Source organism: Bacillus sp. AFS031507 (assembly GCF_002584635.1).
Lineage (GTDB): Bacteria > Bacillota > Bacilli > Bacillales > Cytobacillaceae > Neobacillus.
Genome location: NZ_NUOW01000040.1, coordinates 23,599 through 38,910, shown reverse-complemented (window position 1 = coordinate 38,910; position 15,312 = coordinate 23,599). Strand labels below are relative to the sequence as shown.

12 protein-coding genes, 2 pseudogenes and 1 riboswitch are annotated in these 15,312 nt (G+C 36.1%); of the genes and pseudogenes, 9 read left to right on the top strand and 5 right to left on the bottom strand.

Going from position 1 to position 15,312, the window contains the following annotated elements; translation table 11 throughout:
* Positions 1–255 precede the first annotated feature (255 nt).
* Positions 256–416: pseudogene (locus COE25_RS31895) on the top strand (ATP-binding cassette domain-containing protein); the annotation flags it as partial.
* Between the two features lie 313 nt (positions 417–729).
* On the opposite strand, the gene COE25_RS26435 reads toward COE25_RS31895, so the two are convergent.
* The 4 genes from COE25_RS26435 to COE25_RS26415 all read right to left on the bottom strand — a co-directional run bounded on the left by COE25_RS26435 (position 730) and on the right by COE25_RS26415 (position 4,996).
* A complete protein-coding gene (locus COE25_RS26435; protein WP_098934755.1) occupies positions 730–1,689 on the bottom strand; it encodes a DUF4822 domain-containing protein in 960 nt (319 codons plus the stop codon).
* Positions 1,690–1,796: 107 nt separating this feature from the next.
* A complete protein-coding gene (locus tag COE25_RS26430) occupies positions 1,797–2,504 on the bottom strand; it encodes an ankyrin repeat domain-containing protein (protein ID WP_098934754.1) in 708 nt (235 codons plus the stop codon).
* Positions 2,505–2,861: 357 nt separating this feature from the next.
* Complete coding sequence (locus COE25_RS26420; RefSeq protein ID WP_098934752.1) at positions 2,862–3,548, bottom strand: response regulator transcription factor; 687 nt, start codon at positions 3,546–3,548, stop codon at positions 2,862–2,864.
* On the bottom strand, positions 3,545–4,996 hold the full coding sequence (locus tag COE25_RS26415) for a sensor histidine kinase (RefSeq protein WP_098934751.1): 1,452 nt from the start codon (positions 4,994–4,996) through the stop codon (positions 3,545–3,547). The genes COE25_RS26420 and COE25_RS26415 overlap by 4 nt, the downstream gene beginning before the upstream one ends.
* A gap of 351 nt (positions 4,997–5,347) precedes the next feature.
* Here COE25_RS26415 and COE25_RS26410 point away from each other — a divergent pair, with 351 nt between their 5' ends.
* From COE25_RS26410 to COE25_RS26390, 5 genes and pseudogenes are all read left to right on the top strand, one after another.
* On the top strand, positions 5,348–5,584 hold the full coding sequence (locus COE25_RS26410; RefSeq protein WP_098934750.1) for a hypothetical protein: 237 nt from the start codon (positions 5,348–5,350) through the stop codon (positions 5,582–5,584).
* Positions 5,585–5,942: 358 nt separating this feature from the next.
* On the top strand, positions 5,943–6,731 hold the full coding sequence (locus COE25_RS26405) for a GNAT family N-acetyltransferase (protein ID WP_098934758.1): 789 nt from the start codon (positions 5,943–5,945) through the stop codon (positions 6,729–6,731).
* A gap of 140 nt (positions 6,732–6,871) precedes the next feature.
* Positions 6,872–7,609 (top strand): GNAT family N-acetyltransferase, encoded by a 738-nt coding sequence (locus tag COE25_RS26400; RefSeq protein ID WP_098934749.1) that lies wholly within the window; start codon positions 6,872–6,874, stop codon positions 7,607–7,609.
* 44 nt (positions 7,610–7,653) lie between these two features.
* Positions 7,654–8,601 carry a magnesium/cobalt transporter CorA gene (corA, locus tag COE25_RS26395; protein WP_088089853.1) on the top strand — a complete coding sequence of 316 codons (948 nt, stop codon included), beginning with the start codon at positions 7,654–7,656 and terminating at the stop codon, positions 8,599–8,601.
* Positions 8,602–8,799: 198 nt separating this feature from the next.
* A riboswitch (purine riboswitch) is annotated at positions 8,800–8,903 on the top strand.
* 300 nt (positions 8,904–9,203) lie between these two features.
* A pseudogene (locus COE25_RS26390) lies at positions 9,204–9,962 on the top strand (5'-methylthioadenosine/S-adenosylhomocysteine nucleosidase); the annotation flags it as partial.
* 311 nt (positions 9,963–10,273) lie between these two features.
* Here the strand turns inward: COE25_RS26390 and COE25_RS26385 are convergent.
* Entirely contained in the window at positions 10,274–10,531 is a 258-nt protein-coding gene (locus COE25_RS26385) for an aspartyl-phosphate phosphatase Spo0E family protein (protein ID WP_098934748.1), read from the bottom strand.
* Positions 10,532–10,875: 344 nt separating this feature from the next.
* Between COE25_RS26385 and solA the strand changes: the two genes are divergently transcribed.
* From solA to hutH, 3 genes are all read left to right on the top strand, one after another.
* On the top strand, positions 10,876–12,039 hold the full coding sequence (solA, locus tag COE25_RS26380; protein WP_257208980.1) for an N-methyl-L-tryptophan oxidase: 1,164 nt from the start codon (positions 10,876–10,878) through the stop codon (positions 12,037–12,039).
* A 231-nt stretch (positions 12,040–12,270) separates the two neighbouring features.
* Positions 12,271–13,647: an MFS transporter gene (locus COE25_RS26375; RefSeq protein ID WP_098934747.1), complete on the top strand. Its 1,377-nt coding sequence runs from the start codon at positions 12,271–12,273 to the stop codon at positions 13,645–13,647.
* 30 nt (positions 13,648–13,677) lie between these two features.
* On the top strand, positions 13,678–15,234 hold the full coding sequence (hutH, locus tag COE25_RS26370) for a histidine ammonia-lyase (protein WP_098934746.1): 1,557 nt from the start codon (positions 13,678–13,680) through the stop codon (positions 15,232–15,234).
* Positions 15,235–15,312 lie beyond the last annotated feature (78 nt).

The window sequence follows — 15,312 nt, the reverse complement described above, 5'->3', positions numbered from 1 at the left end:
CGGTCAACCAGGCATGGGAATGGGCGGTCAACCAGGAATGGGGATGGGCGGTCAACCAGGAAAGGGGATGGGCGGTTTTCCAGGAATGGGAATGAGCGGTTCACCAGGAATGGGAATGGGCGGTCAACCAGGAATGGGGATGTAGCGGTTTCTCTAGAATGGATATATAGCGATGATTTAACCAAGTTTCCAATACTTTGTTCATCAAATAAGTGCTTTTGCGAAAACAAAGCTGTCAATGTGGCAGCTTTTTTTATCAAAAAGCAGCGTAAAACCCCTAGATTTAGCAATGGGGATACTCATGGAAAAATCCAGGCACTAAAAGGAATTAGTCTTGACGTGGAACAAGGTAAAATTGTAACCATACTTGGTGCTAACGGAGCCGGAAAAAAAAGACTACAATGAAGACAATATCTTGGAAGAAGATCAAGTTAGTTAGGATTTTGGGTCAGACCCCAACTTAGCTAAAATTTAAAGTGATAAAGTATGAATGCGAGGCGCAAGAGAGAAGTGCTACCAACACCTCTCTCTTTTTTATTATAATCCCATAGTTTTGGGTCCAGTCACTACCCAAATAATGGTAAGGGATAACCTTTTCTATTTATGCTACTAAGGAAATTGGACAAAGGAAGGCCAAGTTATTTCAATTCTTTTTAAAGAAAACAAAAAAGGAACGGAGAGATCCATTCCCTTCTTGACTACATTTCAAGTCCTGCTTGGAATTTTTAATTACTTAGAGAATTCTAGTTTAAAATCACCATCATAAGGTTTATGCTCAACTGTTATGGTTATGTCCTTACCATCTTTATCTTTACCTTTTCGCTTATATGTGAATTTATTTTCATTAAGCTCTGTTAGTTCAAGAACGGCACCATAATTCATCCCTAGGGAAACATGTGCTCTTATCTTATTTCCATGTACGACATCGAAATAGCCGTAATCACCGCGGCTTTCACCCGTATTTGCATCAAAAAATTCATATTTATTTGTCTTATTATCATATTTGGCTAGTCCTAAATAATTTGAATTATAACTTGATACATCGTTTCCGTTTTCATCTAATGCCACGGTTCCTTGCCATAAGGTGCTTGATAAAATTTTATCCCCATCAATGTTTGTCACTACTTCTCCTGTAGTCGTTTCCAACTTCTTGTCCGGATCAGTAAAGGAAAGTTTTGTTTCTTTATAAGGAATATGATCAACGAATACCTCTACTTCGTTACCATTAGCATCTTTTCCCATTCTTTTATAGGTAAAGATATCTTTATTTAGTTTTGTTATTTCGACAACAGCTTGGTAACCCATGGATTCTGAAATTAATACTCTAATCTTTCCATCGTTGGTGATAAAGAAAGTTCCTTTATCGCCACGGCTTGCTTTTGTCGTTTTATCAAAAAATTCATATCTCGATGTTTTATCGTCATATTTTGCAAGACCGATAAAGTTTGCGTTCTCTTTTGTTAAGTCATTTTTATCCTTATCATATACTTTTGTACCTTGCCAATTTGTGTTACTAAGTATATTAGCCAATTCCTGTCCTTTGGTTTCCTTATTTTGTTTTTTGCTCTTTTTTGCCGTTTGTTCTTGCTTCTGTTCACTCGTTTTCGCTTGTGTGACTGTGCTGCATCCTGTTATCACTAAAGTTAACCCAAGTAGTATAGATGGTAATATTTTAGCTTTTTTGTTCATTTTATCGTCTCCTCATTTCTTTATTCTGGTGTAATTTACACTAGTGTCTATGATTTCTAGTACTAACATGGTTCTGTGTTTAGAGATGGGAACCTTATACGCTCTGGTTAGTTTGCTCCTGCTTTTAGCAAAATATGTTCAATCTCTTTAAATCCTTTCTCGCGTGCATGCTGTATAGGTGTCACATTATTATGATCAGGATTGTGTACATCTGCCCCATGATCTATTAGTAATTGCACTGTTTGCTGCTGTTTTTCGTCACCATTACTCAAAATAATCGCTTCTAGTAAAGCTGTCCAACCGAGATCATTTACATGATTAATATCGATATCAGTACTGGTAAGAAGTTCTTTAATTACATCCACATATCCATGTTCAGAAGCTGGGATTAAAGCAGTTCCTCCAAACCGGTTAGTTATAGATGGGTCGGCACCTGCTTCAATCGTAAGTTTAAGAATATCTATATATCCTTCTGCACCAGCATACAGGAAGGGGGTATTTTCCATGTTATCTTTGATGTTGACATCTGCCCCCGCATCAATTAGGATTTTTGCAATCTCTACATCATTGTTATAAGTCGCAATCATAGTGGCAGTTCGCCCTTGTGAGTCCTGTGAATTAATATCAATACCTTCCTCAATCAATCTTCTTATGGTATCCGTTTCTGTGTTTTCTACAGCTTGAAATAGTTTTTCATTCACATCTATTGCTCCTTTTATCTCTTTTTCCTGTTCATTTGGATCACCATCGTTATCAGAGACACATCCCTGAAGAATCAAAATACATCCAATGAATATTGTTAGCCACCTCCACATGAGAATTTCACCAGCCTTTCGTTAATTATTACTTTAATTATGTTAATACTTAATCTTGAACTCCCTCTAAATAATTTCTTAAAATAAGATAAACTTTTTAATAAAATTTCTTAAGATTGATAAAAAAAACCGTCACCTTTGTGACGGTTCCTCAGATTATTTAATTTAAATATTGGCTCTGTTAAACTTGCCTGTTGATTTCCGTTCCAGGCACTTCGCTTTCCGCGGGCGGTACGGGGAGCCTCCTCGTCGCTGCGCTCCTGCGGGGTCTCCCCTGCCCCGTACTCCCGCAGGAGTCTTCGCGCCTTCCACTCCAATCAACAGGGTGCCAAAATCAACAATAAGCTTTAACACAGCCTAAATATTAAATCGATACCCGGCTCCCCAAACCGTTTCTAAAAATTTCGGATGTGAAGGATCTCTTTCAATTTTTCCGCGAATTTTCCTGATATGAACTGTCACAGTTGAAACATCTGCTGCCGTTTCTAACCCCCATATATTTTCATAAAGCTGTTCTTTGCTTAATACTTGATTCGGGTGCATCACAAGAAACACAAACAAATCGAATTCTTTTGTTGTGAACGGTATTTCTTCACTGTTCAAATGAACTTTGCGCGCGGACTTATCAATCGAAATTCCATGTACGAGAATCGTATTTGTTTTAGCTTGATTTCCAGCTAAACGTTTATAACGCTCTAAATGTGCTTTCACCCTAGCTACCAATTCACTTGGACTAAAAGGTTTGGTTATATAATCGTCTGCCCCTAAACCGAGACCCCGAATTTTATCGATCTCGTCTTTTTTAGCGGAAACAAACAAAATAGGAATATTTTTAACAGCGCGTATTTGTTTACATATCTCAAACCCATTTACTCCTGGGAGCATGACGTCCAATATAATTAAATCATATTGATTTTGAAGAGCTAGTTGGAGTCCTGCATCACCAGTATGTTGAATTTCGACATTAAAATGATTAATTTCTAGGTAATCTCTTTGCAGTTCTGAAATACTAACATCGTCTTCAATAAGCAATATCTTTTTCACAATACATCACCTTTCTTCTTTAAGGAAAAGAAGATACTTGTACCTTTTCCTATCATGCTTGTAGCCCACATTTTCCCTCCATGCTCTTGAATTATATGTTTTGTGATCGCAAGTCCTAAGCCACTTCCGCCTGTCTGAGAATTTCTAGATTGTTCTGCCCGGTAAAACCGATCAAAAATATAAGGTAAAGCAGCAGGCTCTATCCCTTGTCCATTATCTTTTACTTGTACAGTTACGTCATAAATTCCATCAAATAGAGAAATGGTAATGTTCTTTTGGTCCTTATTCATATATTTTACACAATTGCTAATTAGGTTGGCCAATACGCGTTTTAATTTCTCCCTATCTGCTATTACATTTATCGGTTTGTCCATAAGATGAAGGTCAATCCGGATCCCTTGTTGAAGTAAATCATGATGAAGGTCTTCTACGTAGTCTTCCATATATTTATCCAGTTCGACAGTTTCAAAAGTAAAGGGCTCTTTTTTTAAATCCAGCTTTGAAAATAAGAACAGTTCATCTATTAGTGAATCCATATATATTGCTTTTTGGTACACAGTTGATAAGTACTTGTCCATTTTCTTTGGAGTATTAGCTACACCGTCTTTTATCCCCTCAACATATCCAATAATTGAAGTAATAGGAGTCTTCAAATCATGCGAAATATTGGACAGAAGTTCTTTTCGATTTTCCTCATACTGAATTTGGAGATTTACGGACTCTTTTAATTTTATTCTCATATCCTCAAAGGTTCTGTTTAACTGTCCGATTTCATCATTAGAAGCAGCTTTGATTTCAAAATTTAGATCTCCTGATTTTATTCTTTCTGCACCTTCCCTAAGAATTGAGATAGGTTTAATGATGCTTCGTGAAACTAGATAGTTCAAAAGTCCAATAATCATTATAAAGAGAACTAGCAATAGACCGAATAAAATTGGAAACAACTCACGAGTCAATTCAGCAAAGGAGCTTACCTTTCTCAATACAAAAATACTTCCTTTACTTTTATCAGAAAAATAGAAGTCAAACTTCACATACGTGAAAAAAAAATCTTCAATTTTAATCGTATCTCGCGTATTAATGTTCGTTTCCTCAAACCCAGGAAGGGACTTAATCAATGCTTTCTTATCAAGAGTGGGGGAAGCGTACTCTATCTTTCTATTCTTTCTTACGACAATTTTGATCTCTTGCTGTTCAATCTTTTTTAGTTCCTCTTGGTATAGAAGTTGTTTAGGATTATTTTTAGCCAATAACTTTAAATCTAGGAACGCACTTTCCTCTACTGGTGTTAAGGGTTTTTGAACATAAGATTTTTTGTAAAAATGCTCGATAGATTTTACATCACCTGTTACCGCAAAAATAAGTAAAAAACCAGCCGCTAATAATAAAGTGATAGAAACAAGGACTACTCCAACGTAGGACAACAGAAACCTCATTTTAATTGACATCATATTCACCCCAGTGTCTATCTCTTGCTCATTCTTTAATAGAAGTTTACCGTTTAATCGGCTTGTTCTTGAATGCGAAATGCTGTTTGCAAATTACCATATCACATAGTCCTTAAAACTTTCTAAAATATATATGAAAAATCCTTAAACATCAAACAATAAACGGCTTAAAAAGTAATGGATTAGAGTTGGGGTTGCGTGGAGGCGTCAACCAGTGGTCCTTTGTTGATCGATTACGAAATTTTGATTAGAAAAGTGGAATTTCGTAAGTTGAAAAAAGCTTCTAGTATTGATAGTTACGACCAGAAATTGTATAATATTTACAATGATAGCTAATTAGGAAGTGGTCGGATGAAAATAAAGAGCTTTATAGTTACTTTTGGCTCATTTGTATTGACTGTGGGACTGCTTTACCTAGTTGGACATATGTTTATTATTCCTTCGTTAATGTTCCATCACGAATATACAAATAACGCAAATGGTTTCTTTATTACAACTGGTTCGTTGACTCCGCTTGTTATCGGGTTGATTATTAGCTTTTTGGCAGAAAAAATTTATATTTTCAAGTCCCGTCAAAAACTTGGTTAATCATGCCAAGTTTTTTTGTATGTCATTAATATGTTTTTTAGTTAAGTTTGTAGGAACTATTTTTCTAGCTCTAAATGATCAATCGCAGCTTTTTTATATGCTCGGCTTAAGGTATGAGCTTTTTTATAAAGGACATTCTTTTTCCCATCGCTCATTTCTCCAACAAATTTAACGACAACTTTTCCCTTTAACTCCGTCCATAATTGATTAAACTCTTTTATATAGGGTTTAACCGAACCTTCATAAGCATTTACATCAATAGCGTTGTCGCAAGAGGCCTATCATATGGATAATTTTCAAAATGGTCATTAGTTTAGATAGAGTTGATAAACTTGGAAAAACAAAAGGGGAGAATAAAATGGACATACTACATAAGATTTTGGAACTTGATTTTGCGTACCTTGATACCTTTACAAATCGGATGGATACTTCGTGGGGATCTATTTTTTACAATGAAGACCAACCGGCCTATTATGATGCAAATCATGCCCATATAATTCAGGTTCCGGAAAATCCCGAGGCTGTGATAGAAGAAGTTTTGCACTTCTATACGGATAGAAATTTAGCACCGAGGTTTTACATCTATGATTTTGAGAAACAAGCAAGATTTATTGAAGCGCTGCAAACTTATCAATTTCAGACTGAATCACTGGTTAGTCCAGTGCAGCTTTGGAATCAAGAGATTAACGAACATAAACGTAATGACAAAGTTACAATTGAGAGGGTAACAACAGATAATTTTCATGAAGCATTAGAGATTGAGTGCAGTATTAAGGAACTGGGTGGAAGGGAAGTAAGAGAGAAGTCTTTGCCAGAAGAGTTTAAACACCCTTCATTTACACATTATCTCTTAAGATATGACGGGGTTGCCTTTTCAACCGCATGCTTATTTGAACATGAGGGCCAAGTTCGGCTTGAGAGTGTCGCGACTATTGAAGAATATCGCGGAAAGGGACTCATTGGGGAACTTATCTACTTTTTGCAAGAGGAAGTAAAGAATCAAGGAGTGGAGAATTTCTGGGTTTTTCCGATCAATGAGAGAGTCGAAAAGGTTTACTTGAAATATGGATTCCAAACGATAGCGAAACTAACTACTGGACATGCATTTTTATCTGGAAAGAGTATTAAGGAAATACAGGGAAGCTAATGATTCGAAAGTTTCCCTCTGGATTTACCAGTGCCTTTGGTCACCACTCGAAATTTATCGAAAAGTGATAAGTTTTTAGTGTCAGCGGAAATGAACTTAGGGAAGAACCTTTTAGAAATAAAAATTCGGAGGATATAAAAATGTTAATAGACAAAATCATAGATTTCGAAAATAATTTTGCAGAGATCCAATCTACAGTAATCGAAAAAACTTATGGGAAAATCTTTTATGATAAGAATAATCCTTTATCGTATGATAGTAATCATGCATTCATTTACGAAGATTCTGACTATGAAGTCGCTATTAAAGATATTGTACAATTTTATCAATCAATCGACATAACTCCACGAGTGTATACATTCTCAAGACAAACAAGTGCAGTTGGTCAATATTTAGAGAGTAAAGGATTTAAGAAATCATTAGATGAAATTTGTTTCTTTGTCCAAAAAAACAAAAAAATAATAGATATTCCTCAGACCCTTCAGATTAAAAAGTTAACCCATATAGATGATACAATAAATGAATTACTCAGCTCTGATAAAGAACAAGGTGAGTGGGGTTATAAATCTCTGTTAAAGTCGATAGATAACGAAAATTTTTATTTGTTTGGTGGATACGTTGATGAAGAATTGGTTTGTATAGCTTCCTTGTACAGCAAAAATGATATTTCTAGGGTAAATGATGTATTTACTAAAAAAAATAAAAGAGGAACGGGTTATGGCAGCCAATTAATTAACTTTATTACTGATTTTAATGATCACATACTTAAAACAATAAGTTATTTATATGCTCACAATCCTAATGCCATAAAAGTATATAAAAAAGCTGGATATGAGGAAATAAATGCAATTGTGAGAGGTTGTTACTGGTTAGAATAATACTCGTGCCTGCGAATTGAGAAAATAAAGAGTGAGGTTTATGAATGATTTTTACCTATGCTATTACACAAGATAATCAGTTGATAAAAGATGTAAAGTTGGAGGATCTAAGGTCAGATAGGTTCAAATTTTATTGGGTGGATTTTGAGGAACCAACTAATGCGGAAACAAAGTTGTTAAGTGAATTTTTCCACTTTCATCCCTTGGCGATTGAGGATTGTCTGCATTTTATCCAGCGCCCCAATATGAATTATTATGATGGTGTCCTTTTCTTTGTTTTACATTCAGTAAGTAAAACAATAAGGTGCGAGGAGATTGATGTTTTTGTAGGAGAAAACTATGTCGTGTCCTTTCATAAGGAGAAGGATGAGGCAATAGATATGGTTAAGCAAAAATTATGTGCAAGTAAGGAAATGGAAAAGGTTGGACCGTTATTTGTTCTACATAGCATTATTGATGAATTAGTGGATTGCTATTTTCCAATTTTGCATCAAATTGAAGACAAACTAAATGAATATGAAGAGAAGGAAGCCAGCAGCAAAAAAGTCATCGAAGAGGTTTATGAGATTCGCAGAGATCTGATTCGCTTGCGAAAAACGATCATTCCGATGAGAGATTTGTTATATCGGATGATAAACTCGAAGCGGATTCAGGAAACAAAGCAAATTCATCATTATTTTTCCGATATATATGATCACTTGATGAAGTTAACGGATATGGTTGCGTCTAATCAAGATGTTACTTCTGATATGAGGGAGAATTACATGTCCATTCAATCCAATCGAATGAACTCCATTATGATGACGCTTACCGTTATAACAACCATTTTTATGCCACTTACATTTATTGTGGGAGTGTACGGAATGAATTTTGATCATATGCCAGAGTTACATTGGCAATACGGCTATTTCATCACTCTAGGGGTTATGGCGATCATTGTAATTTTAATGATTTTTTGGTTTTACAAAAAGGGCTGGTTATTTAAAAGGTAACAAACAACCAATATTAAGTAATTTCAGAAAGAGTAAAGTGTATGGTTACATATTAATCGTCGTTGATGATACTTCATATGATATATTCCCAATTTTTTGAACTAATTCCACCTAAACACGAACATTCAGTAGTTCAAAAGGATTAATATTCACCTTTTTATTGATTATCTATTTTATATTTGCTATATTATCATAGTAATCATCTTAAATATCATTACTCGTATACACTCGGTAATATGGTCTGAGTGTTTCTACCTGGTTCCCAATAAAAGAACTAGACTACGAGTTAAAGTATTTGGCTGTACGGCTTTTTTAGCGTTGCCATGTTATCATTTAGCATATTTATCTATTTTTGCTAAATGATTTATACTTTGACTCTTGTAGGTCTAGAAGGTAGAAATCATTCTACATTTTCTAGACCTTTTTTATTGGCCAAATTTTTCGAGTTTATCAAACATCAAGAGAAAAGGGAGAGGTTTTTTATGACAAACAAAATCTTAAAGAAATACGCTCCATTAGCAGCTATTGCTCTATTGTTCTTATTGTTGCTTGCATTACGTAATTCAGCTTTTCTAAATGAAACAGAGGTAGAGGGTGCTGGGAGGCCAATACTTATTCAAGGTCCAATGCCAATAGAGGCTGAAAAATTTGCACAAAAGTTAGAAAAAGTTAAAGTGGAAAAATCAGGAGCTTTCGTCTTTTACAAAGGAAAGCTGAACAATTATCCTGTAATCGTTGCTAAAACAGGTAAGGGAATGGAAAATACAGCAGCCGCTACAGCAGTGGCGATTGAAAAATATAACCCGATCGCTATCATCAACCAGGGTACATCTGGCGGACATGATCCGAAACTACATGTATTTGATATTGTTTTAGGAAAAAGTACGACAAATATCGGTTCCTTAAAAACAGAAAGTAAGAATGAAAACGAGGGAATGGATCCCACACAATGGATCCCGATGGACTTAATGGCTTCTGAAGGAAGCGGGTCAGATCCTAATGCTGAAAAAATTCGTTACTACGAGGGCGATAAGGATTTACTTGCAGCTGCTAATGCAGTAAAAGATACCTACACTAAGGGTAAAGTTGTCGAGGGTACGATCGGTTCAGCAGACGTTTGGAATAATGAAGTTGATCGAATTAAATGGTTCCATACGAATTACGGTACATCTGTAGAAGAAATGGAAGGTGCCGCAGCAGCACAAATGGCCAAAGCTTATGATGTACCATTCTTGGGTATTCGAGTACTGTCTAATAACAAAACAAATGGTGATAAATACAACCCGGATACGGCAGCAGCCAATCAAGAATATGTTTATGAAGTAGTTAAGAAATACATTTCTACTATTCAAAGCAAATAATATCGTAAAACTAAACAAACACCCTTGTCCAAGTAGACAAGGGTGTTTGCTTTATGTGAACATTAGCCACTTTAATATCTATTAATCCCTGCGTTTTATAATTCATCTAATCTTCCATTTGTGGTGATACATCATAAATTATACTATTCCAGTAGTATTTATCCAATAAAAAAAAGATTAGGAATTTCACCTAAAAAAAGACAAAAAAGAGAGAGAATGCCATGGGTGCATTCTCTCTAAATTATTGACGAATTCAAACACATTAGAAATGGTTCTCAAAGGACTTAAGTTGAGGTATACGACTATTGCAATTAAATAAAAAAAGATCCGTAAGGAATAGATAAAATCCTTTGTACGTGTTTTGTAAGTATTGAGAAAAGGTCAAGGTAAGGATTTAGGGGTTTAGAATATTTATCTTCCAATAATATCCTATTATAATCGTTAAGCAGTTTGTCTAGTTCTTGGCTGCAATAGATGGTTTCTTCATTTTGAAGTCCTTTTGTCATTCCTAATTTAATCATTTCGTTTTTTTTCTCTTTAATAGCAGCTTCACATTGTTTTAGTCTCATAGCCCGATTACTCCTTATAAAATTTCAGTAAAGTTAGATTCTAATGGAGTTGAAATGAATTATAGCATTTTATTAACTGATATGGATTAGATTCGATAAAACAAGATAAAAGGAGACAAAAATAGACGAGGCATGTAGATTTTCGACAACATGGCCTGTTGAATTTACTCATATTGTAGTTCCTTAAAGAGTTGAAGGACTTTAAGACTAAAATTTGCAGCAGTGTTCCAACAACTAATAGGTAGATAGTAAGCTCTTCTGGAGATTAAAAAGACCGAGTTTCTTCTATATAAGAAAGAAATTTCTGTTATTATTATTTTATACATAAAAAGGTGAATGGAAGGATGCGTGATCGTTTGATGGACCACTATGATGTGATTATTGTAGGCGCAGGGTCTATGGGCATGGCTGCAGGGTATAATTTATCGAAGCTTGGAAAAAGGACATTATTACTAGATTCTAATGATCCCCCCCATAGCTTGGGCAGCCATCATGGGGATACTAGAATCATTCGCCATGCCTATGGAGAAGGAAGGAAATATGTTCCGCTTGCACTCCGAGCTCAAGCATTATGGCGAGAATTAGAACAAGAATCAGGAATGGATTTGTTTTCACCTACAGGAGTATTGTGTGTCGGTGCAGAGGGCTCTTTATTTATCGAGGAAGTTGTCAAAAGTGCAAGAGAATTTTCTTTACCTCTTGAAATACTATCAAGTGATGAGATAAATGTTCGGTGGCCAGGCTTCAATTTACCAGAAGGATCGGTTGGATGTTTGGAAAAAAATTCAGGAGTGTTATTTAGTGAAGAATGTATTCGAGCCTATCGCCGACTTGGCTTAGCGAATGGGATGACATTGGTGCCATTTACAAAAGTGGAGAAAATTGAAAAGTTTGGTGAAGGTGCCATTGTACAAACAAATAGCGAGCAATATGTTGCTGATTATGTGGTTGTCTGTTCGGGAGCTTGGACAGGGAAAATCCTCGAGGGAACAGGATTAGACATTCCTCTTCAGCCGACACGGAAAACAGTCTCATGGTTTGAATGTGATGATTTTCTTTATGATTCCAGTCGATTTCCGGCTTTCACGATTGATTTATTAAATGAACATTATTATGGCTTTCCAAATATCAATGGAAGTGGGTTAAAAATCGGAAGACATGATGGCGGCGAAAAGGTAAATCCGGATTTTTTCAATCGGGAATACGGTGTCAATTCTTCAGATGAGGATGAGGCTCGAAACTTTATTAAAAAGTATCTACCAAAAGCCAATGGTCCCCTGATTAAAGGTAAAACATGTCTTTATACACTTACTCCTGATGAGCATTTTATTATTGACCGTCACCCTATACTTTCAAATGTTATTATAGCGGCTGGTTTTTCAGGACATGGCTTTAAATTTGCTAGCGTCATAGGAGAAATAATAGGTAATCTAGTTACAGAAGGTAAAACAAATTATGATATCTCCATGTTTTCACTTAATCGATTTTCAAATGAATTTACAAATTAATAAGAGGGGAACCTTAAATGTGGTTTCCCTCCTTTTTATGGACAGATAATTACTTTACAATAGCAACATTGTGCTAATAGTTCGAATGATTATCTAGAGCCTTCTTTATTTCAAAACATTATAATTTAGTTAGATAAAGTGTAAACGCTTTAATAAAGATGTAAGGTAATTAAGTTATTTTTTTTAAAATATTTATCTGAAAAATTAAAAAACGGTGAAAAGGAGTTTTTTATGAGCAATCAAAAATATTTAATGGATGATGCACCGCTTAATAAATTTCATCTTCGTATTACTGCACTTACTTTCGGTTCTAATTTTTCAGATGGTTTTGCTTTAGGGATTATTGGAATGGCGCTTTCATTATTAGGACCTGAAATGAAACTTGGACCTATATGGGAAGGATTAATCGGAAGCTCGGCTTTAATTGGTCTCTTTTTTGGGAGCCTATTTCTAGGTGGGTTATCTGATCGCATTGGCAGACAAAAAATCTACTTAGCTAACTTTCTGATTATTACGATTGCTTCTGCTTTACAGTTTTTTGTCAATGATCCATGGACGTTATTCATTTTACGCTTATTGATCGGGATTGCATTAGGAGGAGACTACGCTGTGGGCTCGACTTTACTAGCTGAGTTTGCTCCTAGAAAGTATAGAGGATTATTGCTTTCTTCTTTAAATGTACTATGGACAGTCGGTTATGTTGTTTCAAATCTAGTAGGTTTCTATTTACAAAAATCAGGACCGGATTCTTGGCGATGGATGCTTGTTAGTGCTGCGATTCCCGCTTTTATTGTGTTAATCTTGCGTCTGGGAACTCCAGAATCGCCACTCTGGTTAATTAAAATGGGACGTGTGGAAGAGGCTCGTGCCATCGTTAGAAAATATATTGGGCCCAATGCCATCCTAGATGAAACGATTAAAGAAAAATCCAAAACAGCCTTCCGTACGGTCGATCTTTTCAGTAAACATCTTTGGAAACGGACAACCTTTGGATCTTTATTTTATTTATGTCAGGTTGTTCCATATTTCGCCATCTATACCTTTCTGCCTACGATATTAAGTAAAATGGGATTTGAAGAAACGTTTAGTGTTGATATGCAACTGAACATTTTCCTGCTAGTTGGATCGATCGTTGGAGTTTGGTGTACGGAAAAGCTTACGCGAAGAAGTTTCACGATTTCTACCTTTATCATTCTTACCATTTCTTTATTTTTGTTAAGTGTATTGCCTAAGGATGCGCAAACGTTAGCGATCATTATCTTTGCTACATTTACTTTTATTATGTCTGCGGCATCAAATCTTACATTAGTGTATCCTGCAGAACTTTTCCCTACAGAAATTCGTGGCACAGGTGTTGGTGTAACTACTGCCGTCAGCCGAATTGGGTCTGCCATAGGAACCTTCCTGTTACCAGTTAGTGTTAGTTCATGGGGGATGGGGCCATCGATGATTGCGATGAGTGGTATACTGTTGATTGGAACAATTGTATCGATCGCATGGGCACCAGAAACAAAGTATCTATCGATAAGTGATGTTAATAAGCCAGAAACTGAAACGGGGAACTCTCCAATCGATCCTTCGCTTTCAAGCAAAAGAAATTTATCATAAGCTTTATTTTTGAATAATGAGGTGTTTTAGATGACCAAGAATGAATATTTACAGCCAAGAGATATTAAAGAGGTTATTCTTGGAGATCATGAGCTTTCGCTCCATGAGGTGATCGCTGTTGCTAGATATTCTGCAAAAGTTTCCTTTACGGATACGTATTGTAACAGGGTAAAAACATCACGTGGATTAATCGAAAAGTTTTTACAAGAAGAGCGCGCGATTTATGGAGTGACAACCGGATTTGGCAGTAATGTAACAGAAGTGATTTCGAAGAACGATGCTGAAATACTACAACGAAATATTGTTCGATCACATGCTGTTTCGGTAGGAGAGCCACTGGAAAAAGAAGTGGTTAGAGCGATTCAGCTAATGATCCTAAACCATTTAGGGCATGGATTTTCAGGAGTCAATTTAGAGGTTTTAGAACTTATGTCCGGATTATTAAATCATGACATATTACCGGTTGTACCCGGTGATGGTTCAGTTGCCTACCTTGCTCCTGAAGCACATATTGCTTTAGTATTAATGGGTGAAGGTAAAGCCTGGTATAACGGTGAACTCCTTTCAGGTTGTGATGCTTTAGAGAAGGCAGGACTAAAACCGGTTATCTTAGGTTGTAAAGAAGGACTAGCACTTATAAGTGGTACGACTTCGGTTACAGCAATCGCCACGCTCGCCTTATACAATGCGATTCAAGCTGTGAAGACAGCAGATATTTCAGGGTCAATGTCGTTTGAATCGTTAAAAGGAACGATAAAAGCTTTTGATCCCCGCCTCCATTCTGTAAAAAAACACGAGGAACAGGGGATAACAGCTCGAAATTTAGTGAGAATTTTGAGTGGAAGTGAAATTGTCGAAAAGTACAAAGATTATCGATTACAAGATGCTCTTAGTCTACGCTGTATTCCACAAGTCCATGGTGCGGTAAAGAAGGTATTAAAAAATACGCTGGAAAACCTGATGAATGAAATGCAGTCCACCAGTGATAACCCAATCATCTGGCCTGAAGGGGAAGATGGGCTTGCCCTGATGGGAGGAAACTTCGACAGCTCCCTCGTAGGAATGGATGCAGATGCCATGTGTATCGCGATGGCTAACTTAGCCAAGATAACGGAACGCAGGATTGATCGATTAGTGAATTATCATGTAAGTGAACTACCAAACTTCTTAGTTGCTAATCCCGGTTTGAATAATGGCTATATGATTCCCCAATATACGGCTGCCGGATTATTAAATGAAATCAGAGTTCTTTCTCATCCAGCTACCATTGATAATGTCCCTACTTCTGCGAATCAAGAAGATGTGGTGAGTTTTGCTTATTTTGCTGCTAAAAAAGCCTATCAAATTTCAAAGAAACTTCAATATATTTTAGCGATTGAACTGATGCTTGGTACGCAGGCTTTAGATTTCTACGACTCATTGAATCCATCAATCGTCACTGGAAAAGTCCATCAGTTTATACGAGAGAAAGTACCAACTGTACAAGAGGACCGATTTTTTCATCCTGATATAGAGATTATTTTCCAGCAAATCCAAGAAGGAGAAATCGTCACACTTGTCGAAAAGTTGATTGGAGAAATAGAATAGTAATTGTTAAAGGAGGAAGCCACAGGAAGCTTCTTCTTTTTCTTTAACTTAGAAAGACAGGATGAACGAGGGGAATGA